Raw genomic sequence first — 23351 nt, forward strand, 5'->3', positions numbered from 1 at the left:
CGTCTCTCGAGGAGAAACACACATGGCAGCCAACCGGAAGCTCCTGACCGCGGCAGTCGCCTGCGCCGCCGTGTTCGTCGGTGTCACGGGCTGCTCCAGCGAGGAGAAGGACCCGTTCGACGGCATGAGTGCCGACAAGATCGCCGACAAGGCGTCCGACGCGTCCAAGGGCGCGGGCTCCTTCCGCGTGTCCGGTGAGGGCAAGCAGGACGCCGAGACGGTCAAGGTCGACTTCTCGGTCGCCAAGTCCGGTGACTGCAAGGGCAAGGTGGGCGGCGGCGCCGGCGGCACCGCCGAACTGCTCGTGTCCGGCGATGCGCAGTACATGAAGGGCGACGAGGCGTACTGGAAGAAGGCCATGGGCGGCAGCGACAAGGCGTCGACCCTCAAGGGCAAGTGGGTCAAGACGCCGAACACCGGGAACGGCGGTGTCTGCGACCGGGACGCCATGTTCCAGTCCAAGGAGCTCAAGAAGCTCGAGCGTGAGAAGGACTCCGAGGTCGACGGCAAGAAGGCGGCCGTCCTCACGAAGGACGAGTCGGGCAAGAAGACCACCTTCTACGTCGCCGCCGAGGGCAAGCCGTACTTCCTGAAGGTCGTCACCGACACCAAGGAGGACCCGGGCACGATGTACTTCAGCGACTACGGCAAGCCCGTCGCCGTGAAGGCGCCGGCGCCGGGTGACGTCATGGACATGAAAGAACTCATGAAGCCCTGACGCTCGAAGCCTGACGCTCGAAGCGCTCGAAGCGCTCACGGAGCCATGGCTCCATGAGCGACAGCGGCCACTGACGACCGGGCATGCCCCGATTGTCAGTGGCCGCCGCTAGCCTCTCTGACGTGCCACCTCGTATCACCGACCCCGAGCAGCTCAAAGAGCTCCTCGGCATCCCGTTCACCCCGGAGCAGACGGCCTGCATCACCGCGCCGCCCGCCCCGCAGGTGATCGTGGCCGGAGCCGGGTCGGGCAAGACGACGGTGATGGCGGCCCGCGTGGTCTGGCTGGTCGGCACCGGCCAGGTCGCCCCCGAGCAGGTCCTGGGCCTGACGTTCACGAACAAGGCGGCGGGTGAGCTCGCCGAGCGGGTGCGCCAGGCGCTCGTCAGGGCCGGGGTCACCGACCCCGAGGCGCTGGACCCGGACAACCCTCCGGGCGAGCCGGTCATCTCCACGTACCACGCCTTCGCGGGCCGCCTCCTGACCGACCACGGGCTGCGCATAGGGCTCGAACCCACCGCCCGGCTGCTCGCCGACGCGACCCGCTTCCAGCTCGCCGCGCGCGTGCTGCGCGAGGCACCGGGCCCGTATCCCGCGCTGACCCGTTCCTTCCCCGACCTCGTCAGCGACCTCCTCGCACTCGACAGCGAGCTCGCGGAGCACCTCGTGCGCCCCGAGAAGCTCCGCGCGTACGACACCGGGCTCCTGCACGCCCTGGAGGGCGCCAAGCTCTCCAACGCCGACCTGCGCAAGGTGCCGGAGACCGCCGCGGCCCGGCTGGAGCTGACCGAGCTCGTCGGCCGCTACAGGGACGCCAAGCGCTCCCGCGACCTCCTCGACTTCGGCGACCAGATCGCTCTCTCCGCGACCCTTGCCCGCACCCGCGCGGAGGTCGGCGAGATCCTGCGCGAGGAGTTCCGGGTCGTCCTGCTCGACGAGTACCAGGACACCTCCGTGGCCCAGCGCATCCTCCTGGCAGGCCTCTTCGGAGGCGGTACGGGCCACCCCGTGACGGCGGTCGGCGACCCCTGCCAGGCGATCTACGGCTGGCGCGGTGCCTCCGTGGCGAACCTGGACGACTTCCCCGAGCACTTCGCGCACGCCGACGGACGCCCCGCGGCACGCCACTCGCTCAGCGAGAACCGCCGCTCGGGCGGCCGTCTCCTGGACCTCGCGAACGGCCTCGCGGAGCCGCTGCGCGCGATGCACGCGGGCGTGGAGGCCCTGCGGCCCGCGCCCGGCGCCGAGCGCGACGGCATGGTGCGCTGCGCCCTCCTGCGGACGCACACCGAGGAGATGGACTGGCTCGCCGACTCCATCGCGCACCTCGTGCGCACCGGCAAGGCTCCCGGCGAGATCGCGGTCCTGTGCCGCACGGCGACGGACTTCGCGCAGATCCAGGGAGCCCTGGTCGCCCGTGACGTCCCCGTGGAGGTCGTCGGCCTCTCCGGGCTTCTGCACCTCCCGGAGGTCGCCGACCTCGTCGCCGTCTGCGAGGTGCTCCAGGACCCGGGTGCGAACGCCTCCCTGGTGCGCCTGCTGACCGGCCCGCGCTGGCGCGTCGGCCCACGCGACCTCGCCCTCCTGGGCCGCCGCGCACGCCTTCTCGTACGCCACGGGCACGCGGCCCCCGACGACCCGGACCGGCGGCTCGCCGAAGCGGTCGAGGGGGTCGATCCCTCCGAGGTGATATCGCTCGCGGACGCGCTCGACTCGTTCCTGGAGACGCCGCTCGACGACGACAGGGAGGACGACGGCCTTCCCTTCTCGCCGGAGGCGCGGGTGCGGTTCGCCCGGCTCGCCGCCGAACTGCGCGATCTGCGCCGCTCGCTGGCCGACCCGCTGATGGACGTGCTGCACCGGGTGCTCGCCGTCACGGGCCTGGAGGTCGAGCTCTCCGCGTCACCGCACGCCCTCGCGGCCCGCCGCCGCGAGACGCTCTCGAACTTCCTGGATGTCGCCGCGTCCTTCGCCGCGAACGACAGCGGGGCGAGCCTGCTGGCCTTCCTCGCGTTCCTGCGGACGGCCGCGCAGTACGAGAAGGGCCTGGACAACGCCCTGCCCGGCGGCGAGAACACGGTCAAGGTGCTCACCGCCCACAAGTCCAAGGGCCTGGAGTGGGACGTCGTGGCCGTCCCCGGCCTGGTCACCGGGACCTTCCCGAGCACCCAGGGCCGCGAGAAGTGGACGGCCCAGGGCAAGGTCGTCCCGCACGCGCTGCGCGGAGACGCGGCGACCCTGCCCGACATCGAGGCGTGGGACTCCCGGTCCATGAAGGCGTTCCACGAGGACATGAAGGACCACCAGCGCACCGAGGAGCTCCGCCTCGGCTACGTGACGTTCACCCGCCCCCGCTCGCTTCTCCTGGGCTCAGGACACTGGTGGGGCCCTTCGCAGAAGAAGCCGCGCGGCCCCTCGGACTTCCTCCAGGCGCTGTACGACCACTGCGCGGTGGGTCACGGCGAGATCGAGGCCTGGGCGGACGCACCGGAGGAGGACGAGGAGAACCCCGCCCTGGCGGCGGGCGCCGCCGAGCACGCGTGGCCGCTCCCGCTGGACGACACGTCCCTGGCCAGGCGCCGGGCCGCCGCGCAGACGGTCCTCACGCATCTGGACGGCCTGACGGGGCAGGGGGCTCCGGGCGCCGACGCCCGCTCGCACGAGGAGCCCCACCCCTCGGCGTACGACGACGTGCCCCCGTCCGAGGACCCGGACTGGCCGCCCCCTCCGGAGGACGAAGAGCCGCCCTACGGAGAGCCGCCCTTCGAAGAGCCGCCCTTCGAAGAGCCGTCCTACGGAGAAGCCGAGCCGCCCGACACCGACCCCGGGGAGTGGGACTCCTGGACACCCGCCCGCCCGGCGATCCCGCACCAGGTCGCCGCCCCGCCCTCCGCGACCGCCCGCCCCCACCCCGCCGACGCCCCTGCCGACCCCGCCCCGCGGCAGCCCCGCCTCACTCCGGAGGAGTCCCGCACCCTCGCCTCCTGGGACCGCGACCTGGACGCCCTCACCGGCGAACTCCTGCGCGCCCGGGAAGCGATCAGGGACATTCCCGTACCGGCATCGCTGACGGCGTCCGAAGTGCTGCGCCTGGCCGCCGACCCCGAGGGCTTCGCACAGGAGCTCGCCCGCCCCATGCCCCGCCCGCCGCAGCCCGCGGCCCGGCGCGGCACCCGCTTCCACGCCTGGGTGGAGACCCGCTTCGAAGAGCTGCGCCTGCCGCTGCTCGCCCCCGACGACCTGCCGGGCGGCGCCCCCGGAGAGGCCGAGATCGCCGACGAGCGCGACCTGGACGCCCTCAAGGAAGCCTTCGAGCGCACCGAGTACGCCCACCGCACCCCCCACCGCGTCGAGGTGCCCTTCCAACTGACGCTCGCCGGCCGCGTCGTCCGCGGCCGGATCGACGCGGTCTACAAGGACGGCGACGGCGACGACGTGACGTACGAGATCCTCGACTGGAAGACCAGCCGGGGCCGCACCGCCGACCCCCTCCAGCTCGCCGTCTACCGCCTGGCCTGGGCCGAACTGCACGACGTGCCCCCGGAGTCCGTGAAGGCGGCGTTCCTCTACGTACGAAGCGGCGAGACCTCACGCCCCGCGCACCTGCCGGGCCGGGCCGAACTGGAGAGGATCCTGCTGGAGGAACCGGGCGGGCAGCCGGGTGACGAACCACCGGACGAAACGGCCTCCGGGGGCGGCTAGGCTCGTGACCATGAGCCAGCCCGTTGACAGCGACGTCAGTGGCGGTAGCGCCGTCCGTACGTTCATCCAGACCCACCGTGCCGCCTTCCTCGACGACCTCGCCGAGTGGCTGCGCATCCCGTCCGTGTCGGCGCAGCCCGACCACGCGGACGACGTACGGCGCAGCGCGGACTGGCTCGCGGCCCAGCTGAAGGAGACCGGCTTCCCGACCGTCGAGGTCTGGCCGACGCCGGGCGCTCCCGCCGTCTTCGCCGAGTGGCCTTCCGGGGACTCCGAGGCACCCACGGTCCTCGTCTACGGCCACCACGACGTGCAGCCCGCGGCCCGCGAGGACGGCTGGCACACGGACCCCTTCGAGCCCGTCGTGCGGGGAAACCGCCTCTACGCGCGCGGGGCCGCCGACGACAAGGGCCAGGTGTTCTTCCACACACTCGGCGTCCGCGCCCACCTCGCCGCCACCGGCCGCACCGCCCCCGCCGTGAACCTGAAGCTCCTGATCGAGGGCGAGGAGGAGTCGGGGTCCCCGCACTTCCGCGCGCTGATCGAGGAGCACAAGGAGCGCATCGCGGCCGACGCGGTGATCGTCTCGGACACCGGCATGTGGGCGGAGGACACCCCCACGGTCTGCACCGGCATGCGCGGCCTCGCCGACTGCGAGATCGAGCTGCGCGGCCCCGACCAGGACATCCACTCGGGATCCTTCGGCGGCGCCGTCCCGAACCCGGCGACCGCGGCAGCCCGCCTGGTCGCGGCGCTGCACGACGAGCACGCGCGCGTGGCCGTCCCCGGCTTCTACGAAGGCATCACCGAACTCACCGACCGCGAGCGCGAACTCTTCGCCGAGCTGCCCTTCGACGAGGAGACCTGGCTGCGTACGGCCAAGTCGCACGCGACCCACGGAGAGGCGGGCCACACGACCCTGGAGCGCATCTGGGCCCGCCCCACCGCCGAGGTCAACGGCATCGGCGGCGGCTATCAGGGACCGGGCGGCAAGACGATCGTCCCGTCGTCCGCCTTCCTGAAGCTCTCCTTCCGGCTCGTCGCGGGCCAGGACCCGGACCGCGTCGAAGAGGCCGTGCGCACCTGGGTCGCCGACCAGCTGCCGGACGGCATCAGCCACACGATCACCTTCGGCTCCGCCACGCGCCCGTGCCTGACGCCGCTCGACCACCCCGCCCTGCAGTCCGTCGTACGGGCGATGGGCCGGGCCTTCGAGCAGCCGATCCGCTTCACCCGAGAGGGCGGTTCGGGACCGGCGGCCGATCTCCAGGACGTACTCGCCGCCCCCGTGCTCTTCCTGGGCATCTCCGTGCCGTCCGACGGCTGGCACGCGCCGAACGAGAAGGTCGAACTCGATCTGCTCCTCAAGGGAGTCGAGACGACGGCCTACCTGTGGGGCGATCTCGCCGAGAACTGGCGAGACGCACACTGAGCCCCACCTTGTTGACCTTGCCGCACCACCCATTCCATCGGGGGAGTTGGAAGCACCTGTGACCACCTGGACCGAACGCGCCGCTGACCGTCCCGTCTCGCTCACCGCACCGAGCGGCATCGATCGCGCGGCCCACCACCGCCTCGACGAGGCCTGGCTCGCCGCTGCCTGGAGCCACCCCACGACACGGGTCTTCGTGGTCTCCGGCGGCCAGGTACTCATCGACGAGACACCGGACGGCAGCACCGAACTGGTGATGACGCCGTCCTTCGAGGCGCCCCTCACCGAGGCCCACCGCTACTTCCTGGGCACGGACGACGACGGCGTCAGCTACTTCGCGCTCCAGAAGGACTCCCTGCCGGGCCGCATGGACCAGCAGGCGCGCCCCGCGGGCCTGCGCGAGGCCGGGCTCCTCCTGTCGCCCCGTGACGCGGGCCTGATGGTGCACGCGGTCGCCCTGGAGAACTGGCAGCGGCTGCACCGCTTCTGCTCGCGCTGCGGCGAGCGCACCGTCATCGCTGCGGCAGGGCACATCCGCCGCTGCCAGGCGTGCGGCGCCGAGCACTACCCGCGCACGGACCCGGCCGTGATCATGCTCGTGACGGACGACCAGGACCGCGCGCTCCTGGGCCGCCAGGTGCACTGGCCCGAGGGCCGCTTCTCGACGCTCGCGGGCTTCGTGGAGCCCGGCGAGTCCATCGAGACGTCGGTGCGGCGCGAGGTCTGGGAGGAGGCCGGTGTCGTGGTCGGCGACGTCGAGTACGTCGCCAGCCAGCCCTGGCCGTTCCCCTCCAGCCTGATGCTGGGCTTCATGGCCGACGCCACGTCGTCGGAGATCAACGTGGACGGCGAGGAGATCTCCGAGGCCCGCTGGTTCTCCCGGGAAGACCTGCGGGCCGCATTCGAGTCCGGGGAGGTCCTGCCTCCCTACGGGATCTCGATTGCGGCCCGACTGATCGAGCTCTGGTACGGAAAGCCCCTGCCGAAGCCGGGCACCGTCGGCTAGTCGCTCAGGCGGCCAGCTTCTGCTTGACCTGGGCGAGCGAGGGGTTCGTCAGCGTCGAGCCGTCCGGGAAGAGAACGGTGGGAACCGTCTGGTTTCCGCCGTTCGCCTTCTCGACGAAGGTCGCGGAATCCGGGTCGTGCTCAATGTTGATCTCGTTGTACGTGATGCCCTCGCGGTCCATCTGGCCCTTGAGCCGGCGGCAGTAGCCGCACCACGTGGTGCTGTACATCGTCACAGTGCCCGGCATGTGTCTCGCGCTCCTTTGTTGCTCGGGGTGCGTCATCGCAATGACCTGAACGTACGTGACCCGGCCACCATTCCCGCATTAGTACGACCGCACAGGTCCCCCTGTGGACAACCGGGCTCACGGGCCTCCGGCGACCTGGCAGCATGGCGGGGTGACAGCAGCAACGCACTCCACCCTCTTCCCGCAGGTCCCGGACTCTGCCGACGCGGTGCTCGCCGGGCTCGACCCCGAGCAGCGCGAGGTGGCGACCGCCCTGCACGGGCCGGTGTGCGTCCTGGCGGGCGCCGGGACGGGCAAGACACGGGCGATCACCCACCGGATCGCCTACGGCGTGCGTGCCGGGATCCTCCAGCCCGCCAGCGTGCTCGCCGTCACGTTCACCAACCGCGCGGCGGGCGAGATGCGCGGCCGCCTGCGCCAGCTCGGCGCCTCCGGCGTCCAGGCGCGCACGTTCCACTCCGCCGCCCTGCGCCAGCTCCAGTTCTTCTGGCCCAAAGCGGTCGGTGGCTCGCTGCCCCGGATCGTCGACCGCAAGATCAAGATCGTCGCGGACGCGGCGGCCGCCTCCCGCATCCGCCTTGACCGCAACGAACTGCGCGACGTGACGAGCGAGATCGAGTGGGCCAAGGTCACCCAGACCGTCCCCTCGGACTACGCTGCCGCCGCCGCGAAGTCGGGCCGCCTCATCCCCCGGGACGCGGCGGAGATCGCCCAGATCTACGGCGCGTACGAGGACCTGAAGCGTGACCGCTCGGTGATCGACTTCGAGGACGTCCTGCTCCTGGCCGTCGGCATCCTCCAGGACCGTCACGACATCGCCGACCAGGTCCGCGCCCAGTACCAACACTTCGTGGTCGACGAATACCAGGACGTCAGCCCGCTCCAGCAGCGCCTCCTGGAGCTGTGGCTCGGCGACCGCGACAGCCTCTGCGTCGTCGGCGACGCCAGCCAGACGATCTACTCCTTCACCGGCGCCACCCCCGACCACCTGCTGAACTTCCGCACCCGCCACCCCGGGGCGACGGTCGTCAAGCTCGTCAGGGACTACCGCTCCACCCCCCAGGTCGTCCACCTCGCCAACGGCCTGCTCTCCCAGGCCCGGGGCCGCGCCGCCGACCACCGCCTCGAACTGATCTCCCAGCGCGACGCCGGAGCCGAACCGGTCTACACGGAGTACGCGGACGAGCCCGCCGAGGCCGAAGGCGCCGCCCGCCGCATCCGGGCCCTCATCGCCGACGGCGTCCCGGCGAGCGAGATCGCGGTCCTCTTCCGCACGAACTCCCAGTCGGAGATCTACGAACAGGCGCTCGCCGACGCCAACGTGCCCTATCAGCTGCGCGGCGCCGAGCGGTTCTTCGAGCGCACCGAGGTCAGGGAAGCGGGCGCGGCCCTGCGCGGAGCGGCCCGCTTCGGGGGCAACGACTCCCTGCTCGACGACGTCATCGACCTGCCCTCGCAGGTGCGGGCCGTCCTGTCCACGAAGGGCTGGACCACACAGCCCCCGGCGGGATCCGGCGCCGCCCGCGACCGCTGGGAGTCCCTGGCGGCCCTGGTGCGCCTCGCCGAGGACTTCGTGCGGGTCAAGTCCGACGCGTCGCTCTCCGACCTCGTGGGGGAGCTCGACGAGCGCGCGAGCGCCCAGCACGCGCCGACCGTCCAGGGCGTCACCCTCGCCTCGCTGCACGCCGCCAAGGGCCTGGAGTGGGACGCCGTCTTCCTGGTCGGCCTGGCCGAGGGCATGATGCCGATCACGTACGCCAAGACGGACGAGCAGGTCGAGGAGGAGCGCCGCCTCCTGTACGTGGGCGTGACCCGGGCCCGCCTCCACCTCTCCCTCTCCTGGGCGCTGTCCCGCTCGCCGGGCGGTCGCGCGGGGCGCCGCCCCAGCCGGTTCCTCGACGGGCTGCGGCCGGGCTCGGGGGCGGGCGCCGGAGCGCGCGCCGCGGGCGGCGGACCCGGTGGGGTCGAGCGCGGCAGCGGCGGCGAGGAGGGCGGCGGCGCCAGGAGCCGCCGGCGGACGACCAGGTCACCGGCCAGGTGCCGGGTCTGCGGGCGGACCCTGACCGACGCGGGCGAGATGAAACTGATGCGGTGCGAGGACTGCCCGTCCGACATGGACGAGGGCCTCTACGAACGCCTGAGGGAGTGGCGATCGGGCCAGGCGGAGCTCCTCGGCCAGCCCGCCTACTGCGTGTTCACGGACAAGACCTTGATCGCCATCGCGGAGGCCGCACCCGACGAGGAGGGCGAACTGGCCCGCATCCCCGGCGTCGGCGTGCGCAAGCTCAACCGATTTGGATCTGATGTCCTCGCCATCTGTGCAGGTGAAGAGCGTGTAAGGGGCGCCGATGGCAACTGATTCAAACTCGTCGAAAAAATAGTTTGCGCAGGCGCAAGGAAGACCCATAGGTTCTTAAGCACGGGAACGGCGGCTTCTCCGAAGCCCTCGCCCCGTGCTGTACTTAATAGCCCGCAGGATCGGTTCCGGCCGATCCCATAGACGCCGAGAGGAGGCGATTCCAGTGATCAGCATCAACGAGAGCTTCATCAGCACCGTGAAAATGACCGATCGCCCGGTCGTCGCTTCCTGCCTGCTCGGCTTCTCGAACCTGGGCACCGGTCTGTCCGGTGGCATCGCTGCCGCCGCCGTCCGACCGGAGTCCTCCGTCCTGCCTCTGTCCGTCCCGCGTACTGCCGGCATCGCTCTCAACGTGCTTCCGGTGCGCGAGGTCAATGAAGGCAGCAAGCGAGCGACCAAGGCACCGGAAGCAGTAATGACGGCACAGGCGCAGGCCTATGCCTCTGCCGCAGCCGGTGCCGGATCCAAGAAGCAGACGACGCAGCAGCAGACGCAGCACCACCACATGATGTGGGCCTTCCGTGGGCTCGAACCCTGGAGTGATCCAGTCTGATCCTCGATCAGACCGGCGCCTTCAGGGCCGCGGAACCCCACCCGGGATCCGCGGCCCTTCTGTTTTCCCCAAAACGGGATGACGGAGCGAAGGGGCCGAGCAAGACCCGGTACCAGCCGCCAACCGGCCGACCCAGGCCGGCACGACCAGACGAGGAAAACACCACCGTGCAACTCGAAGCGCACGCCCCGTCCGTACCGCCTTCAGCGACTCTCCCCCCGCCCGCTCCCACGGAGGACCCGACCTTGACTCCCCTGACCGCGCTCACCGCGCTCGACGACGCCATCGAGAACCTCGGCGTACCCGTCCCCTGCCGTGCCTACGACCCGGAGGTCTTCTTCGCCGAGTCGCCGGCGGACGTCGAGTACGCCAAGTCCCTCTGCCGTACCTGCCCGCTGATGGAGGCCTGCCTGGCCGGCGCCAAGGAGCGGCGCGAGCCGTGGGGCGTCTGGGGCGGCGAGCTCTTCGTCCAGGGTGTGGTCGTTGCCCGCAAGCGGCCCCGTGGCCGTCCGCGCAAGAACCCGGTTGTCGCCGCATGAACGCCACCGGAACGATCGATCGCCCCCTGACGCACGACCCCAAGAAGCAGGCCCCGATGAAGGCAGCCACCGCCGAGCCCGCAGGCTCCGCCACCCCGGACTTCACCACCACAGGTGCGAACGACTCGCGCCAGAACAGGACCCGCGAGATGCAACTCATCCCAGAAGCCATGGCTCGTGCGCATATGCACGAACGCATGCGTGAGGCCGAGGCCGGGCGCCCGGCCGCCCGTCTGATGGCGGCTCGCCGGATGCAGCGCCGCGCCGAGCGCGCGTCGCTGCGCGCCAGGCGCGCGCTCGCCATCGCCGTCATGCAGTGACGAGCCGACACGCCGACTGACTGAAGTCACACCACCAAGCCCGCGGGGGCCGGTCCGAACGGACCGGCCCCCGCGGTGCGTTGTACCGGGCGAACCTCCGGGAGCGGCGATAGGGTCGCCGGGTGGACCAGCAGACTCCTCAGCCCGACGGCGTCGAGAATCGAGTGTGTTCCGGCTGCGGCGCGGTCGCCGAAGGCGCGCCGCCCACCTGGATCTGCTCCGTGGAGAACGGCGCCCGCCGCTACTTCTGTGACTCCTGCGCCCGCGAGAACCTCAGAGCCATCGAGAGTCGGCTCGACTCCGCCTGGTGGTGAGGCCGAGCCGCGGCGTCAGGCCCCGGCCGCGGGATCGTCCGCCTCGAACTCCTCCGGCTCCTCCTCCAGGAAGCCCGGCAGCCACTCCTCGAGCTCGTCCCGCATCCGCACCGTCGCCCCGAGCTGGCAGAGCACCCCGATCGTGCTCAACGTCACACGGTGGATCAGCAGATACGACGGCGGGAGGTTCAGCCGCTTGCCCAACTGATAGGCGGGGGAGCGGGGATCGGCCACCCGCGCCGCCTGGCCGCGCATCCAGCCGCGGGTGAAGGTGAACTCCTCCACCAGCATCGGTTCGATGATCGGCAGCAGATAGTCCAGGACCGCGTCCGGTTCGAGCTCGACGGACTCCTGGACGAAGTCCTCCTCGCGCAACATCTCGTAGACCGCGTCGGCCTCGCCGTCGAGCGTCATGCGCAGGGAGCGGCCGATGGTCGGGGGCAGCCCGCCGGGCAACCGGTCCACCGTGCCGAAGTCGAGGACCCCGAGCCGCCAGCCGTCCTTCTCGTCGGGCAGCAGGCGGAAGTTGCCCGGATGCGGATCGGCGTGCAGCAGGCCGGTGCGCGCCGGACCCGAGAAGAGGAAACGGGCCAGGAGCTGTCCCGCCCGGTCCCGCTGCTCCTGGGTGCCGTCCGCGATCACGTCCGATAGCGGCACCCCGTCGACCCACTCGGTCACCAGGACCTGATCGCGCTGGTGCACCACATCGGGCACCACGACATCCGGGTCGTCGGCGAACTCCTCGGCGTGCGCGTGCTGGGCCTGGGCCTCCAGGCTGTAGTCGAGCTCCTCGGAGACCCGGTCGCGCAGCTCCGCGATGAGCGGCTTGATGTCCATCCCCGGAATCAGCGGCCCCAGGAGCCGGGCGAACCGGCTGAGTTGGTTCAGGTCGGAGAGCAGCGCCTCGCCCGCCCCCGGATACTGCACCTTGACGGCGACCTCGCGCCCGTCCTTCCACACCGCCCGGTGGACCTGTCCGATCGACGCGGCGGCGGCCGGTTTGTCCTCGAACTCCAGGAACAGCTCGCGCCAGTCCTCGCCGAGCCGCTCCGTGAGGACGGCGTGCACGGTGCGCGTCGGCATCGGCGGCGCCGCTTCCTGCAGCTTCGTCAGCGCGGCGCGATACGGCCCCGCGACCTCCTCGGGCAGCGCCGACTCGAAGACCGACAGCGCCTGGCCGAACTTCATGGCCCCGCCCTTGAGCTCGCCGAGCACCTTGAACAGCTGCTCCGCCGTGCGCTGCTGCAGCTCACGGCCGACGATCTCCGCCGACTTGCCCCCGATCCGCTTGCCGAGCCCCCAGGTCGCCCGCCCGGCGAAGCCGAGTGGCAGCGCGGCCAGTTTGGCGGTACGAGTTACCGCCTTCCGGGGAAGATCAGACATGCGCCCCTCCATTTCCCAGACAGCCACGCCTTGTCAGGCGGTTACCCGGCCATTGTGTCGTGCGGCCTCTCGTCCCCGGCGGGGTGTTCCCCCTTATCCACCACACCCGCCCCGCATGGGCACGTGAGATGCGGTGGAACCGGCCGTGCGTGCCAGTCGAATCCCGGCACGGACGCCTCCCAGCGGACCCCCGCGCTCGCCGGCGCCGCCCCGTCCAGAAAGGCCAGGGCATGCGCCGCGGCAAGACCGGCGACCGTGGTCGACAGTGCCAGATCGCACGCGGTGACGTGGCGGGCGCGTCCCGAACGCCACTGCGCGAGCATCCGCGGCCAGGTCGGATCCCGCTCCGCGCGGTCCAGCGCCAGGCAGCCGGCGCAGGCTGTCGCACCCGGCAGGACGAGCGGCCCCACCACTGCGGTTCCCTCGATCACACCCGCATAGAGATGAGGTGTCCCCGAGGAGACGAGCGGCTCGGCGGTCAGCGGGTCGGGGGCATGGGCGTCCAGACCGTCCCGCGGGGCGATGATCACAAGGGAGAGACCCGCCTCCGCTTCTCCCTGTACTCCCGCTTCCCTCCGGCCCCGGTGAGGCGGCCGGTCCGGAGCCGATTCCCGCACGACCCGCCGCGCCGCCGCGTCCCTGCGCTGGCCGACCGCGTCGGCGGGCAGACCGCCCGGCGCCACGTCCCAGGGCTCGACCACCCCGCCCTCCACCACGTCGACCTGCCCCACGCCCGCCCCGGACAGCACCGAAGCCACCACCGCCCCCACCCGTCCCGCTCCCCGCACCTGCACCCGCATCGCACGGCGCGCCGCCAGCTTCCGCATCCCGTCGCCAGGGTCCGGAGTCACGACCGAGAGGGAGGCCAGATCCGGGCGCAGCCGGTCCATGGCCTGGCCCCGCTTGCGCAGGGCGTCGGCCGCAGCGCCGCCTCCCGTCGCGTCGTCCAGGAGCCCCGCCCTGGACAGCCGCCGCACGAGCCGCTCCACATGGCCGTCCGGCAGGCCCATCCGCTTTCCCTCGTCGCACAGGAGCGGAAGCCCGCGTGTCCCGTCGAGGAGCTGGAGGAAGCTGCCCGTCGCCGTGTCCACAGGACCGAGCACCAAGGCGTGCGCGGGCGCCACGCCGAACTGGATCGTGTTCAGATCGCGCCAACCGCGCCGCAACGCGGGTTTCAAGATCGGATGCATGGCCGTCCCCCGTGGTCGTCCGGCGCTGTCGGTCCCCGCCCACATCGCCGCTTGACAGCCAGAATGCCCGGCCCGGCCGACAGCCGCCGAGCGTTGTCCACAGGCAGGGGGTATTCGTCGTACTAATCGATCGGACGGGGATCGATACCCCGCCGAACCGTCCCGGGGGCGGGACTTCCCCCATGCCCAGCGGGTAACGTCGGGGCGTGCCCGCCGACCCACTGCACCGCGCCGGAAACCCGCAGCGCAGCATGACCAGCCCGCCGTCACCCGGCTCGGGGGCGAGCGCGGTCGAGGTCAGACGGAGCGCCCGCCGCCGCAGAACGGTCTCCGCGTACCGAGAGGGCGATCGCACCGTCGTGCTCATCCCCGCCCGCATGTCCGAGGCCGAGGAACAGCGCTGGGTCAACGTCATGCTCGACAAGCTCGCGGCCCAGGAGAGCAAGCGGGTCCTGGGCGACGCGGAGCTGTCCGAGCGTGCCGAGCGCCTCTCCGAGCAGTACTTCGACGGCCGGGCCAGGCCCACGTCCGTTCGCTGGGTCACGAACCAGAACACCCGGTGGGGCTCGTGCACCCCGTCCGAAGGCAGCATCCGCCTTTCGCACCGGCTGCAGGGCATGCCCGAGTACGTCGTCGACTACGTCCTCGTCCACGAGCTCGCGCATCTCCTGGTCCCCGGCCACGGGCCCAACTTCTGGCAGCTCCTCGAGGCGTATCCCCGGACGGAGCGGGCGCGCGGGTACCTCGAAGGTGTGGTCGCCGCCGACCGGCTTCCCCACCTGCCCGCCGCCCGCGACGAGTGAACTTCCGCCGCACCGCGCGGTTGTGTACCGGGTCTGTACCGGCTTGGTTCGTTGTCGGACTTTGCGGTTAGCCTGACGCGACGCATTTACATTCGGGATGGGGGACGGTCGTTACGTATGGCCAGGGAATTCCAACGCGGCCACAAGGCCAAGATCAGTGACCTCACCGCGGGCACCGATCTGTACGTAGGCGTGCAGATCTCCGCCCCCGGACTGAGCTTCGACATCAGTTGCTTCGGCCTGGACGCGGACGAGCGCCTCTCGGACGACAGTTACTTCATCTTCTTCAACCAGCCGAAGTCGCCCGAGGAGTCCATCCAGCTCCTCGGCGAGCAGGCCGGCGACACGGAGTCCTTCCGGGTCACGCTCGACCGGATACCGCCCCAGATCAAGAAGCTGTCGTTCACCGCGACGATCGACGGCGCCGGGCAGATGTCGCAGGTCGCACCCGGCTACATCCGGATCGTGGCCGGTGGCGAGGAAGTGGCCCGCTACTCCTTCAACGGCGCGGAGTTCTCCACGGAACGTGCCGTGATGCTGGGCGACTTCTACCTGAAGGACGTCTGGCGTTTCGCCGCGATCGGGCAGGGCTTCGACGGCGGTCTCGACGCGCTCCTGAAGAACTTCGGCGGCGAGGTCGCCGAGGAGGAGCCCGCGCCGCAGGCACCGCAGGCCACCGGCGCCCCGTCCTTCGCGCCGCCCGCCCAGGCCGCGGCCCCGCCCGCGTTCGGCGCCCCCGCGGCACCCGCGCAGACCTCTGCACCGGCGCCCGCTCCCGCTCCCGCCCCGGCCCAGAACTTCGCGCCCCCGCAGGGTGCCGTTCCGCCGCCGGCCCCGGCCCCCGCGGACCCGTCGGTGCACGCGGCGCAGACCATCGTGGCGCCGCTGAACCAGCCGCACAGCCAGCCGCAGGGCGGCACGGTTCCGCCCCCGCCGGCCCCCGCGCCGTACGGCCAGCCCGGCCAGCAGCCGCAGTTCGGCCAGGTCCCCGGCCAGTCGGCGCCCCCGCCGCCCGGTTACGGCCAGCAGCCCAGCGCTCCGCTGCCTCCCGGCTACGGCCAGCAGCCCCCCGGCCAGTTCCCCGGTCAGCCCGCGGCCCCGTCCCCGTACGGAGCAGGCGTCCCCCAGGGCTCCGCCCAGGGCGGCGGCGTGTCCGCGGCCCTCGCGGCGTACCGCGAGGCGCCCACCGGGCAGCGCTGGACGCAGCAGAACGAGAAGCTGGTCCGCGTCGACCTCGGCGTCAGCGAGCAGGCCGTGCTCGCCCGGCAGGGCAGCATGGTGCTCTACCAGGGCAAGGTCGAATTCAGCTACAAGGGCGCGGGCTTCGCGGGCCGCGTCGTGGGCAACTCGACCGGCCAGGAGATGCAGCTGATGCGCTGCTCCGGCCGCGGCCAGGTCTTCCTCGCCGAGGAAGCCACGCATCTGCACCCCATCGAGCTCCAGGGGGACGCGATCTGCGTCTCCGCGGAGAACGTCCTCGCGTTCGACGAGTCGCTCCAGCACGAGGTGCGCAGGATCGAGGGCCACGGCATCCCCGGTGGCGCGCTGTTCGTGATGCAGTTCCAGGGCACCGGCACGGTCGTCGTCAAGACGCACGGATTGCCCGTCGTCCTGCCCGTCACGCCGACGACGTTCGCCGACTGCCACGCCGTGGTCGCCTGGTCGGCGGCGGCCCAGGCGATCGTCTCCAGCCAGGTGCGGCTGCGCAGCAACGCGTATGCGGGCTCCACGGGGGAGAGCGTGAACCTCCAGTTCCGGGGCGCGCCCGGCAACTTCATCATCGTCCAGCCGTTCGAGGTCTGAGGGAGCCCGTCATGAATCAGCAACTCTCGGGCTTCGCCCCGGCACCGGTCGCGGCCCGCATGGAGAACCACGGCAGCCACATGCTCAAGGTGGCCATGCAGACCGGCAATGACCTCCTCGCCCGCGTGGGCTCGATGGTCGCCTACGAAGGGTTCGTGCAGTACGAGCCCAATCCGCCCGCCGTGCGCCAGATCGCGCGGGAGTGGATGACCGGCGAGGGAGCACCTCTGATGAAGTGCTCCGGAGACGGCCTGCTCTATCTCGCCGACTACGGAGCCGACGTCGTCGTCATCAATCTGGCGGGCGACTCGCTCTCGGTGAACGGCACGAACCTCCTCGCTTTCGACACCTCCCTCCAGTGGGGCGTCGAGCGGGTCAAGGGAATGGCCAAGTTCGCCGGGCAGGGCCTGTGGAACGTCAAGGTCTCCGGCCAGGGATGGGTCGCGCTGACCTCCCGCGGCACCCCGATCGTCGTCGACTGCGGTCGCGGCGACGACGAGACGTACGTCGACCCGGACGCCCTGATCGCCTGGTCCCCGAACCTGAAGGTGAAGGGCAAGCGCAGCTTCAAGGCCGGTTCCCTCATCGGGCGCGGCAGCGGTGAGGCCTACCAGATGGGCTTCTCCGGGGAGGGCATCGTCGTCGTACAGCCCAGCGAGGACAGCACCGATCGTCTCCGGGCCCGGGGCTGAGGGGGAGCAGGACACCATGCAGAGCTCACTTTTCGCGCACACCGAGCAGCAGACTCAGGAGCGCTACACCGTCCAGAACCCGCAGCTGCTGCGGGTGGCCCTCGAAGGCCACGACGACATCCTGGCCCGCAAGGGCGCCATGGTCGCCTACCAGGGGCTGGTCGAGTTCGACGCCGAGTACCAGAGCCAGGGCAACCAGCGGGCCCGCGCGCACACCGGCGAGGGTCTCGACCTCATGCGCTGCCACGGCCGGGGCACGGTCTATCTCGCCAACCTCGCCCAGTACATCCACGTGGTGGATGTGGACCAGGACGGTCTGACCGTGGACAGCAGCTATGTCCTCGCGCTCGACTCGTCGCTGACCCACCAGGTCATCGCCGTGGACAGCCAGTACGGCATCTCCGGCTCGGGCAAGTACCAGCTCAACATCACGGGTCGCGGCAAGGTCGCCCTGATGACCTCGGGCCAGCCGCTGATGCTGCAGGTCACGCCTGACCAGTACGTGAACGCCGACGCCGACGCCATCGTCGCCTGGTCCAACGGCCTGCGGGTGCAGATGCAGGCGCAGACGCACTCGTCGGGCGTGTGGCGGCGCCGCGGCAACACCGGTGAGGGCTGGGAGCTCAGCTTCATGGGCCAGGGCTACGCCCTCGTCCAGCCGAGCGAGATGCTGCCGCCCCAGAACGCGGTCATCGGGCAGGGCGCCAGGGCTCAGTACGGCATGGGCCAGCAGGGCGCTCGGGGGCAGAACCAGGGCAACGTCTGGAGCTAGCCGCTACGCGGGGGGCGTGAGCAGTGACAGGGCTGTGGGGAACTGCGGGCCGGCCTCGGCTGGTCGCGCAGTTCCCCGCGCCCCTTCGGGGCGCCCCCAGGGCGTGCTCTTAAAGCCGCGCCCTCGTTGCTTCCATCAGGCGTACGACCGACGTGTCCGCCACGGCTGCCACCTCGTCGTACGCGAACCAGCGCAGGTCCAGGGACTCGTCGCTGATCGCCTCGATCGCTCCGGAGGGGGCGAGCGCCGCGTACTGCACGTCCAGGTGCTGCGTGCACGGACCGGGGATCGGATGCCGGTCCAGGCGCACCGGGCCGCCCGGCAGGAGCGTGAGGCCGGGGATCCCGGACTCCTCCGTCGCCTCGCGCAGCGCGGCCTCGGCCAGCGAGGCGTCGCCCGGCTCGCAGTGACCGCCCATCTGGAGCCACATCTGCAGCTTCTTGTGCAGGGTGAGCAGCACGCGCCCGCGCGAGGGGTCGATCACCAGCGCGCTCGCCGTCACATGGCCGTCCGTGCAGGCCTTCCACATGCCGTCATCGGGATGGGCGGCGAGATGGTCCAGGTAGTACTGGCGCAGCTCTTCCTGGTCCTCGTAGCCCTTCAGTACGAGGACCGCGTCGTCATACAGGCTCACTTCTCGCTGTCGCCCTTGTCGTCGCTGTTGTCGCCGGCGTCGTTCTCGGCCTCGGTGTCCTTCTTGAGGTCCGGCTTGGCGGAGCCGCCCGCCGCCTCGCCGAGCATCTTGTCCAGCTCGGAGAAGTCCACCGGCTCGTGGTGCACGAAGCCGTCCGGGTCGTCCAGGTCCGATGCCGTAGGCAGCATGTCCGGGTGCGCCCACAGGCCGTCACGTCCGTCCACGCCACGCGCGTCCGTGAGCGAGGCCCACAGGCGCGAGGCGTCCCGCAGCCTGCGCGGGCGCAGCTCCAGGCCGATGAGCGTGGCGAAGGTCTGCTCCGCGGGGCCGCCCGTCGCGCGGCGGCGGCGCAGCGTCTCGCGGAGGGCGTCGGCGGACGACAGGCGGGGTTTGGCCGCCGCGTGGACGACCGCGTCCACCCAGCCCTCGACGAGCGCGAGAGCCGTCTCCAGGCGCGCCAGAGCGGCCTTCTGCGCGGGAGTGTCCTCGGGCTGGAACATGCCCTGCTGGAGCGCTTCCTGCAGCTGCTCGGGATTCTGCGGGTCGAGCTGGCCGACCACGTCCTCCAGCTTGGCCGTGTCGACCTTGATGCCGCGGGCGTAGCCCTCGACCGCGCCGAACAGGTGCGAGCGCAGCCACGGCACGTGGGCGAAGAGCCGCTGGTGGGCGGCCTCGCGCAGCGCCAGGTAGAGCCGGACCTCCTCCTGGGAGATGCCCAGGTCCTTGCCGAAGGCCTCGACGTTCACCGGAAGCAGGGCGGCCTTGCCGGCCGGGCCGAGCGGCAGGCCGATGTCGGTGGAGCCGACGACCTCGCCCGCGAGCACGCCCACGGCCTGGCCGATCTGCTGGCCGAACATGGCGCCGCCCATGGAGCGCATCATCCCGATCAGCGGGCCGGCCATGGCCTGCATCTCCTCGGGCAGTACGTCACCCATGGCGAGGCCGACGCGCTCGGCGACCGGGTCGACCAGTTCCTTCCACACCGGGAGGGTCGCCTCGACCCACTCGGCGCGGCTCCAGGCCACGGCCACGCCCGAGCCGGAGGGCAGCGACGTCGCGTCGTCGAGCCACAGGTCGGCGAGGCGGACGGCCTCCTCGACAGCGGCGCGCTCCGTGGGGCCGACGCTGGAGTCCTTGGTGCCGTCGGGCGTGCCCTGGGAGACGGTCTGGCGGGCGATGTCCTTGGCCATGTCCCAGTTCACCGGGCCGCCCTCGTAACTGAGCATCTGGCCGAGCTGCTGGAACGCGGCGCCCAGGTCGTTCGGATTCATCGAACCGAACATCGCGGCGAAGGGATTGTCACCGCCCTGTCCGCCGGGACCGCCCGCGCCGGGCAGGCCTCCGAAGCCGAACGGGTTCCCAGGGCCACCACCTGCACCCTGTCCCCCTCCGGGGCTGTCCTTCTTCTTGCCCTCGTCGCCGTTCTCCGGCTCCTCCGGCGGAAGGCCGAATCCGAATGGGGTGTCACTCACGGGATTCCTCGGCTCGTCAGGCCGCCGGTAATGTTCCGGCGGCGGCTGCCCTACAACACCACCCAGCGTAGACACCGTGACGGGATAGGGCCTCAGTGCTCCGCCGACTCAAGGCCTGCGGCAGGATGGATGCCACCTGGTACGTACGCGTCATTCGCGTATCTACTGAAGACAACCGCTGGAGACGCCTGGTGAGTTCCCCAGATCCACAGGTTCGCGCAGCGCGAAACCTTTCTACTCCGGCCCCCGTGCGCGGGCCCGTGGTCGCCGTCACCGGCGCCGCGTCGGGCGTGGGCGCGCTGCTGACCGAGCGCCTGGCCGCGTCCGAGGAGATCAAGCAGGTCGTTGCCATCGACGAGCGGCGGGGCGAGTGCGCCCAGGCCCAGTGGCACATCCTGGACGTCAGGGACCCGGCCATCGCCGAGAAGCTGCGGGGCGCGGACGTCGTGGTCCACCTCGCGCTCGATCTCGACCTGGAGACCGACGCCGCCGCCCGTACCGCGTACAACGTACGCGGTACGCAGACCGTCCTCACGGCCGCCGCGGCGGCCGGTGTCCACCGCGTCGTGCTCTGCACGTCGGCGATGGTCTACGGAGCGCTGTCCGACAACGAACTGCCCCTCTCCGAAGACGCCGAACTGCGCGCGACCGCGGAGGCGACCGGTGTCGGCGACCTCCTGGAGGTCGAGCGCCTCGCCCGCCGCGCACCCCGTGCGCACCCCGGTTTGAACGTCACCGTGGTGCGCCCCGCGATCCTGGTGGGCGGCACGGACACCGCCCTGACGCGCTACTTCGAGTCGCCCCGGCTGCTCGTGGTGGCGGGCTCGCGCCCGGCCTGGCAGTTCTGCCACGTCGAGGACCTGTGCAGCGCCCTGGAGTACGCCGTCCTGGAGAAGGTCGACGGGGAGCTGGCCGTCGGCTGCGACGGCTGGCTGGAGCAGGAAGAGGTCGAGGAGCTCAGCGAGATCCGGCGCATGGAGCTGCCCTCCACGGTGGCCCTCGGCGCCGCGGCCCGGCTGCACCGGATCGGTCTCACCCCGTCGCCGGCCGGCGACCTCGCGTACACGATGTACCCGTGGGTGGTCAGCGTCAGCAGGCTGCACGACGCGGGCTGGCGGCCGCAGTGGACCAACGAGGAGGTCCTCGCGGAGCTGCTCGAAGAGGTCGCAGGGCGCCGGACCGTGGCGGGACGCAGGCTCGGGCGCAAGGACGCGACGGCCGCGGGCGCCGCCGGTGCGACGGTCGCTCTGCTGGGTGCGGCCGCGGTGGTGCGGCGCGCCCGGAAGGCGCGGCGCCGGATCTGACACCCCCGGAGCCCCCGGCGCCTGTAGAGAGCTCCAAAGCGGCACGCGCGCGTGCCGGGCGAAAGCGCTATTCCGTGATGTCCGTGCCGTGCGGCACCATGGCCGCATGGCACGCACCACGAACGACCACCCCGGCGAGCAGGCCGCACAGGACCCCATCCGGCTCCTGGCGATCCGTGACGCACCGCTCTCGCTGGACGAGGTCTTCCGGGCCGTCGGTGACGACGCGGCGGGTGGCACGGCGCTCTTCGTGGGGACCGTGCGCAATCACGACGGCGGTGTGGACGTCGACGAGCTCGGCTATTCGACCCACCCCACGGCCGAGGCCGAGATGCGCCGGGTGGCCGAGAAGGTCGTCGCCGAATATCCGGTGCGTGCCCTGGCCGCCGTCCACCGCGTCGGCGACCTGGCCGTGGGCGACCTCGCGGTCGTCGTGGCCGTCTCCTGCCCGCACCGCGCGGAGGCCTTCGCCGCCTGCCGCAAGCTGATCGACGACCTCAAGCACGAGGTGCCGATCTGGAAGCACCAGAGGTTCGCCGACGGCAAGGAGGAGTGGGTCGGCGCCTGCTGACCTCCTACCCCCTTTGCCGGGGCAGTTGGAGCAACAGCCTCCGGTTGCGTAACCCGACCCCTGGCGTGAGCGTTGTCGCAGCGGATGGTTAATCTGCTGATCAGTCAGTTGCGGTCGCTCAAGGGGTCGGGAGGTCGACATGGCATCACTTGCCTGGTTGCTGATTCCGTTTGCGGCAGCTGTCGGTGCGGGGCTGTGGGCCGCCTTGGCGGCGCGCAACCGCAAGTCCGGCAAGACCGGGGACCACACCGAGCTGAACGGCTACGCGGCCTTCCGCGAGGCGATGGAGAAGTCCCACTCCGGTACCTGAGGCATCGGGCCCCGAAGGCCTCCCAAGGCCCTCTGGGCGCCTCCTGGACCCCGTACGGACTGGCCCCGGCGGTGCACTGACAGGCAGGTCCCGTACTGTCGTTCCATGCCACGCCGCACCGCGACGATGCTCGCCTCCACCCTCATGCTGATCGCGCTGCTCTGCGCCGGAGTGCTCATCAAAGTGCCGTACTCGGAGATGTCCCCGGGTCCCACGGTGAACACCCTCGGCGACCACGGCGGCGAGCCGGTGCTGCAGATCTCCGGCCGCAAGACCTATCCGACGACCGGTCACCTCAACATGACGACGGTCCGGGTCACCAGCGCCGACTACAACATGAACATCGCCGAGGCCGTGTACGGGTGGCTGGCCCACGACAACATCGTGGTGCCGCACGACACCCTCTACCCGGACGGCAAGACCGAGCAGCAGTCGACCCAGGAGAACGCCGAGGAGTTCAGCCAGTCCCAGGAGAGCGCCAAGGTCGCGGCGTTGCGGGAGCTGGACATCCCGGTGAAGTCCCAGGTGGTCGTCTCCACCGTCTTCAAGGACAGCCCCGCAGAGGGCACGCTCCACGCGGGCGACGTCATCAAGAAGGTCGACGGCACGCCCGTCAAGGAGATGACGGACGTCGCCAAGCTGGTCACCAAGCACAAGCCGGGCCAGGACGTCGTCTTCAGCGTCGTCCCCGTCAAGGAGGCGGCCGCCGCCGAGAAGGCCGGCAAGGAGCCGACCCGGACCGACGACGTCAAGATCACCACGGAGAAGGCGAAGGACGGCCGCGCGATCGTCGGCATCCAGGCGGGCACCGACCACACCTTCCCGTTCACCGTCGACATCAAGCTCGCCGACGTCGGCGGCCCCAGCGCCGGACTGATGTTCGCGCTCGGCATCGTCGACAAGCTGACCCCGAGCGACCTCACCGGCGGCAAGTTCGTGGCCGGTACCGGCACGATCGACGACAAGGGCAAGGTCGGCCCGATCGGCGGCATCGGCATGAAGACGGTCGGCGCGCGCGCCAAGGGCGCCGAGTACTTCCTGACGCCGAAGGACAACTGCGCCACGGCCGCCAAGGACGTCCCGGACGGCCTCACGCTGGTCAAGGTGAACACCATCGACGACGCGGTCGACGCCCTCGGCGACATCCGCAAGGGCGACACCGCGGACCTGCCGCAGTGCACGGCGAAGAAGTAGCGGACGGCAGGACGCGGGTGGGGGCGCCCCGAGG

General features: G+C 71.2%; 21 protein-coding genes and 1 pseudogene. 17 read left to right on the forward strand and 5 right to left on the reverse strand.

What is annotated here, in order from left to right; genetic code table 11:
• The first annotated feature begins 22 nt into the window (after positions 1 to 22).
• The 4 genes from ACFUPX_RS28800 to nudC all read left to right on the forward strand — a co-directional run bounded on the left by ACFUPX_RS28800 (position 23) and on the right by nudC (position 6857).
• A complete protein-coding gene (locus tag ACFUPX_RS28800; protein ID WP_383328832.1) occupies positions 23 to 718 on the forward strand; it encodes a hypothetical protein in 696 nt (231 codons plus the stop codon).
• A 122-nt stretch (positions 719 to 840) separates the two neighbouring features.
• Positions 841 to 4419, forward strand: a complete 3579-nt coding sequence (locus ACFUPX_RS28805; RefSeq protein WP_383328835.1) for a UvrD-helicase domain-containing protein — start codon at positions 841 to 843, stop codon at positions 4417 to 4419.
• A 10-nt stretch (positions 4420 to 4429) separates the two neighbouring features.
• Entirely contained in the window at positions 4430 to 5851 is a 1422-nt protein-coding gene (locus tag ACFUPX_RS28810; RefSeq protein WP_383328838.1) for a dipeptidase, read from the forward strand.
• 58 nt (positions 5852 to 5909) lie between these two features.
• Positions 5910 to 6857, forward strand: coding sequence for an NAD(+) diphosphatase (gene nudC, locus ACFUPX_RS28815; RefSeq protein WP_383328841.1), 948 nt, complete (start codon positions 5910 to 5912; stop codon positions 6855 to 6857).
• A gap of 4 nt (positions 6858 to 6861) precedes the next feature.
• Here the strand turns inward: nudC and ACFUPX_RS28820 are convergent, their stop codons facing one another.
• Positions 6862 to 7104, reverse strand: coding sequence for a mycoredoxin (locus tag ACFUPX_RS28820; RefSeq protein WP_249587883.1), 243 nt, complete (start codon positions 7102 to 7104; stop codon positions 6862 to 6864).
• Between the two features lie 45 nt (positions 7105 to 7149).
• On the opposite strand from ACFUPX_RS28820, the pseudogene ACFUPX_RS28825 reads away from it, so the two are divergent.
• From ACFUPX_RS28825 to ACFUPX_RS28845, 5 genes and pseudogenes are all read left to right on the forward strand, one after another.
• Positions 7150 to 9463: pseudogene (locus ACFUPX_RS28825) on the forward strand (ATP-dependent DNA helicase UvrD2).
• Between the two features lie 163 nt (positions 9464 to 9626).
• Entirely contained in the window at positions 9627 to 10016 is a 390-nt protein-coding gene (locus tag ACFUPX_RS28830; RefSeq protein ID WP_383328844.1) for a hypothetical protein, read from the forward strand.
• A 167-nt stretch (positions 10017 to 10183) separates the two neighbouring features.
• A complete protein-coding gene (locus tag ACFUPX_RS28835; RefSeq protein WP_383328847.1) occupies positions 10184 to 10555 on the forward strand; it encodes a WhiB family transcriptional regulator in 372 nt (123 codons plus the stop codon).
• Positions 10552 to 10875, forward strand: coding sequence for a hypothetical protein (locus ACFUPX_RS28840; protein WP_383328850.1), 324 nt, complete (start codon positions 10552 to 10554; stop codon positions 10873 to 10875). The genes ACFUPX_RS28835 and ACFUPX_RS28840 overlap by 4 nt, the downstream gene beginning before the upstream one ends.
• A gap of 122 nt (positions 10876 to 10997) precedes the next feature.
• On the forward strand, positions 10998 to 11189 hold the full coding sequence (locus ACFUPX_RS28845; RefSeq protein WP_383328853.1) for a hypothetical protein: 192 nt from the start codon (positions 10998 to 11000) through the stop codon (positions 11187 to 11189).
• A 15-nt stretch (positions 11190 to 11204) separates the two neighbouring features.
• Here the strand turns inward: ACFUPX_RS28845 and ACFUPX_RS28850 are convergent, their stop codons facing one another.
• Positions 11205 to 12572, reverse strand: a complete 1368-nt coding sequence (locus ACFUPX_RS28850; protein ID WP_383328856.1) for an ABC1 kinase family protein — start codon at positions 12570 to 12572, stop codon at positions 11205 to 11207.
• Between the two features lie 41 nt (positions 12573 to 12613).
• Positions 12614 to 13762: a ThiF family adenylyltransferase gene (locus tag ACFUPX_RS28855; protein ID WP_383328859.1), complete on the reverse strand. Its 1149-nt coding sequence runs from the start codon at positions 13760 to 13762 to the stop codon at positions 12614 to 12616.
• A gap of 206 nt (positions 13763 to 13968) precedes the next feature.
• Between ACFUPX_RS28855 and ACFUPX_RS28860 the strand changes: the two genes are divergently transcribed.
• The 4 genes from ACFUPX_RS28860 to ACFUPX_RS28875 all read left to right on the forward strand — a co-directional run bounded on the left by ACFUPX_RS28860 (position 13969) and on the right by ACFUPX_RS28875 (position 17832).
• Positions 13969 to 14565 carry a M48 family metallopeptidase gene (locus ACFUPX_RS28860; protein ID WP_383328862.1) on the forward strand — a complete coding sequence of 199 codons (597 nt, stop codon included), beginning with the start codon at positions 13969 to 13971 and terminating at the stop codon, positions 14563 to 14565.
• A 117-nt stretch (positions 14566 to 14682) separates the two neighbouring features.
• The gene (locus tag ACFUPX_RS28865; protein WP_383328865.1) at positions 14683 to 16368 is read left to right on the forward strand and encodes a TerD family protein; all 1686 of its coding nucleotides are present in this window, start codon (positions 14683 to 14685) and stop codon (positions 16366 to 16368) included.
• 11 nt (positions 16369 to 16379) lie between these two features.
• Complete coding sequence (locus ACFUPX_RS28870; protein ID WP_383328868.1) at positions 16380 to 17060, forward strand: AIM24 family protein; 681 nt, start codon at positions 16380 to 16382, stop codon at positions 17058 to 17060.
• Between the two features lie 16 nt (positions 17061 to 17076).
• Complete coding sequence (locus ACFUPX_RS28875) at positions 17077 to 17832, forward strand: AIM24 family protein (RefSeq protein WP_383328871.1); 756 nt, start codon at positions 17077 to 17079, stop codon at positions 17830 to 17832.
• 109 nt (positions 17833 to 17941) lie between these two features.
• Here the strand turns inward: ACFUPX_RS28875 and ACFUPX_RS28880 are convergent, their stop codons facing one another.
• Positions 17942 to 18466, reverse strand: coding sequence for an NUDIX hydrolase (locus tag ACFUPX_RS28880; protein ID WP_383328873.1), 525 nt, complete (start codon positions 18464 to 18466; stop codon positions 17942 to 17944).
• Positions 18463 to 19938, reverse strand: a complete 1476-nt coding sequence (locus ACFUPX_RS28885; RefSeq protein WP_383328876.1) for a zinc-dependent metalloprotease — start codon at positions 19936 to 19938, stop codon at positions 18463 to 18465. Before ACFUPX_RS28885 ends, ACFUPX_RS28880 begins: the two co-directional genes overlap by 4 nt.
• A 191-nt stretch (positions 19939 to 20129) precedes the next feature.
• On the opposite strand from ACFUPX_RS28885, the gene ACFUPX_RS28890 reads away from it, so the two are divergent.
• The 4 genes from ACFUPX_RS28890 (at position 20130) to ACFUPX_RS28905 (ending at position 23317) form a co-directional block, all read left to right on the forward strand.
• On the forward strand, positions 20130 to 21242 hold the full coding sequence (locus ACFUPX_RS28890; protein ID WP_160507120.1) for an NAD-dependent epimerase/dehydratase family protein: 1113 nt from the start codon (positions 20130 to 20132) through the stop codon (positions 21240 to 21242).
• A 106-nt stretch (positions 21243 to 21348) separates the two neighbouring features.
• Entirely contained in the window at positions 21349 to 21813 is a 465-nt protein-coding gene (locus ACFUPX_RS28895; protein ID WP_383328880.1) for a molybdenum cofactor biosynthesis protein MoaE, read from the forward strand.
• A 139-nt stretch (positions 21814 to 21952) separates the two neighbouring features.
• Positions 21953 to 22123: a hypothetical protein gene (locus tag ACFUPX_RS28900; protein ID WP_202121319.1), complete on the forward strand. Its 171-nt coding sequence runs from the start codon at positions 21953 to 21955 to the stop codon at positions 22121 to 22123.
• 105 nt (positions 22124 to 22228) lie between these two features.
• Entirely contained in the window at positions 22229 to 23317 is a 1089-nt protein-coding gene (locus tag ACFUPX_RS28905) for a PDZ domain-containing protein (RefSeq protein ID WP_383328884.1), read from the forward strand.
• The last annotated feature ends 34 nt before the right edge of the window (positions 23318 to 23351 follow it).

This window comes from Streptomyces sp. NPDC057302, from assembly GCF_042667685.1.
Taxonomy (GTDB): domain Bacteria; phylum Actinomycetota; class Actinomycetes; order Streptomycetales; family Streptomycetaceae; genus Streptomyces.